Here is a 3,260-nt window from a genome sequence, read left to right on the forward strand (position 1 = left end):
GGCGGCGGTTCGGCCGACGCCGACTCGATCACCTTCACCACCTGGGCCAGCGAGTCCGAGCAGGCGGCCTTCGAGTCGCTGATCACCGACTTCGAGGCCGAGCACGAGGGGGCGAGCGTCGAGCTCAACGTCGTCCCCTACGACCAGATGTTCAGCAACATCGACGCGCAGCTGTCGTCGGGCGAGGCCCCCGACGTGTTCCGCGTCGACTACGGCAACCTCGGCGTCTACTCCAGCCAGGAGCAGCTGCTCGACCTGACCGACCGGATCGACGACTTCGACTCCTTCACGCCCGCGTTCCAGGAGGCCGTCTCCTTCGAGGGGAAGCCCTACGGCGTCCCGCACCAGACCGACGTGTCGGCGCTGCTGGTGAACACGCAGCTGCTCGCGGCGGCCGGCATCACCGACGTGCCGACCACCACCGACGAGGCGTGGACCTGGGAGGAGTTCGCCGACGCCTCCGCGAAGCTGCGCGCGAGCCTGCCCGCCGAGCAGTACCCGTTCGTCTACAACTGGCAGCTCGGCGGCACGCCCCGCTGGCTGAGCTGGCTGTTCGAGGCCGACGGCACGCTGCTGGAGGAGGACGGCACCACTCCGGCGATCGACTCCGCCGCCGGCGCGAAGGCGCTGGACTTCACGAAGAGCTTCTTCGACAACGACTGGGTCCCGCCGACCAGCTCGGTGAAGTCCGCCACCTACGCCGACTCCTTCTTCACGGAGCAGACCGCGGCGATGGCCTTCGCCGGGTCCTTCCTCGTGCCGGACATCGACGACCTCGCCGACTTCGAGTGGACCGCCACGCCGATGCCCGTCGACGAGCGCGGCGCGACCGACCTCGGCGGCAACGCCCTCGTCGCCACGGCCGACACCGATGACCCCGAGCTCGCGACCGAGTTCCTCTCGTTCATGACGCAGGCCGACACCATGGCCGAGTTCTGCGCGGCGACGAACGAGCTGCCCACCCGGTCCGACATCGACCCCGCGTCGATCGACTTCGCGGTGCGCCCGGACGTGATGCCAGTCTTCGTCGAGCAGGCCGCGACGATCACGCCGCGCGACGTGCAGCAGCTCACCTCGCCGTTCCTCGCGAAGATCTCCGTCGCGATGCAGGACCAGCTCGAGGAGGCGTTCGTCGGCGGACGCAGCACCGAGGAGACCCTCTCCGGCCTCGACGCGGCCATCCAGCAGGCGACCAGCTGATGACCGCCACCACCCTCCGCGGCCGAGCGGGCTCCTCCGCCCGGCCGCGGTCGGCCCGCAGGCGCGAGGCCCTCGCCGGCTTCGGCTTCGTCGGCCCGAACCTGCTCCTGATGGCGCTGTTCCTGTTCGTGCCGATCCTCTGGGCGATCCAGCTCTCGTTCCAGGAGTCGCGCGGCTTCGGCACGCCCGAGTGGGTCGGCTTCGCGAACTACCTGCGGATGGGCGCCGACCCGGTGTTCTGGCAGAGCCTGGGCAACACGCTCCTCTTCACCGCGGTCACCGTGCCGCTCGAGCTCGCCGGCGGCCTCGGCCTGGCCGTGCTGCTCAACTCCGTGCTGCCCGCCCGCGGGATCTTCCGCACGGTGATCGTGCTGCCCCTGGTGATCTCGGGCGTCGCCTCCGGGATGATCGCGGTCACGATCTTCAGCGAGTCCTCGGGCATCGTGAACAAGGTGCTGAGCTCGCTGGGCGCCTCGCCGGTCGCGTGGCAGTCGGACGGCTCCGCGGCGATGATCTCGGTGATGCTGACCGCGGTGTGGCTGCGGATCGGCTTCAACATGGTGATCTACCTGGCCGGCCTGCAGAGCGTCTCGCCCGAGCTCTACGAGGCCGCGCGGATCGATGGAGCGACGCGCTGGCAGCAGTTCCGCGCACTGACGGTGCCGCTGGTCGGCCCGTCCACCTTCTTCCTGCTGATCATGAACGTGATCGCCTCGTTCCAGGTCTTCGACATCGTCTTCGTGATGACGGGCGGCGGCCCCGGCTTCTCCACGTCGGTGCTCGGCACCTACGCGTACCGCAACGGCTTCCAGGTCCGCGAGCAGGGCTACGGCGCCGCGCTCGGCGTCGTCATCCTGATGGTCTCCCTCGCCTTCACCTACCTGCAGTGGCGCACGAGCCGTACGCGCGACCTCGTCGACTAGGAGCCCTCATGTCGTCCTCCACCGTCACCACGCCCGCCGCGGTCGCCGCGGCCACCGCCCGCGAGACCCCGCGCCGGCGTCCCTCTCGCCGCGACGGCTCCCGCTCCGGACTCGTCGTCCGCCTCGTCGTCGCGATCGTCGCCTCGGCGGTCGTGTTCTTCCCGCTGTACTGGATGCTCGTCATCGCCTTCTCGCCGCGCGGCGAGGTGTTCGCGCCCGGCCCGCCCCGCTTCTGGCCGAGCGAGATCTCGTTCGAGAACTTCGCGACGGTGTTCGCGCGCTTCCCCGTGGGCGAGTGGTTCGTCAACTCGGTCGTGATCGGGGCGTTCGTCACGGTGTTCACCGTCGTGGTGAACCTGCTGGCCGGCTGGGGCTTCGCGCGGCTGCGCTTCCCCGGGCGGAACCTGCTGTTCCTGCTCGCACTGGCCACGATGATGATCCCGGTGCAGGCGATCATGGTCGCGCAGTTCAAGCTCGTGACCGGACTGCAGATCTACGGCACCTACTGGTCGGTGATCCTGCCCGGAGCAGCGGCGGCCTTCGGGATCTTCCTCGCCCGGCAGTTCTTCCTCTCCATCCCGGAGGAGCTGATCGAGGCGGCGCGGATCGACGGCGCCGGCCACCTGCGGGTGTTCCTGCAGATCGTGCTGCCGCTCTCGAAGCCGCTGATCGCCGTCCTGATCCTGCTGACTCTGCTCGGCAGCTGGAACGACTTCACCTGGCCGCTGATCGCCCTGAAGGACAACGAGCTGTTCACGCTGCCGATCGGCCTGCTCTACCTCAAGGGCCAGTCGACGCCGGACTACAGCGCGAGCATGGCGCTGGCGCTGGTGTCGGTGCTGCCGATGGTGCTGCTGTTCCTGTGCTTCCAGCGCTACTTCGTGCAGGGGTTCGCGCGCAGCGGCATCCGGTGAGGTCGGGCGGCGGCACGGGCGGGGGCACGGGCGGAGTGGAGCGGTCGCCGCGGCGGGGCGCTCCTGACCGGACGGGGCAGGAGAGGACGCGGACGGAGAGGACAGAGCAGGGCCGGAGAGGACGGGGCAGGAGAGTGCCGACGGACGCGGCGGGCGGCGGCACTCTCCTGCCCCGTCCTCTCCGGCCCTGCTCTGTCCTCTCCGTCCGCGTCCTCTCCTGCCC

The 3,260-nt window shown here is 69.8% G+C and carries 3 protein-coding genes; all 3 read left to right on the forward strand.

Annotation, left to right across the window (positions count from 1 at the left end; genetic code table 11):
• The coding region (locus C5B98_RS16455; protein ID WP_104328122.1) for a sugar ABC transporter substrate-binding protein at positions 1–1,200 on the forward strand (1,200 nt) is incomplete at its 5' end.
• Positions 1,200–2,123, forward strand: a complete 924-nt coding sequence (locus C5B98_RS16460; RefSeq protein WP_104225205.1) for a carbohydrate ABC transporter permease — start codon at positions 1,200–1,202, stop codon at positions 2,121–2,123. The genes C5B98_RS16455 and C5B98_RS16460, both read left to right, overlap by 1 nt.
• An 8-nt stretch (positions 2,124–2,131) precedes the next feature.
• Complete coding sequence (locus tag C5B98_RS16465; protein WP_104225206.1) at positions 2,132–3,037, forward strand: carbohydrate ABC transporter permease; 906 nt, start codon at positions 2,132–2,134, stop codon at positions 3,035–3,037.
• Positions 3,038–3,260: the final 223 nt, after the last annotated feature.

Origin of the sequence: Rathayibacter sp. AY1A5 (genome assembly GCF_002930875.1) — a bacterium.
Lineage (GTDB): Bacteria > Actinomycetota > Actinomycetes > Actinomycetales > Microbacteriaceae > Rathayibacter.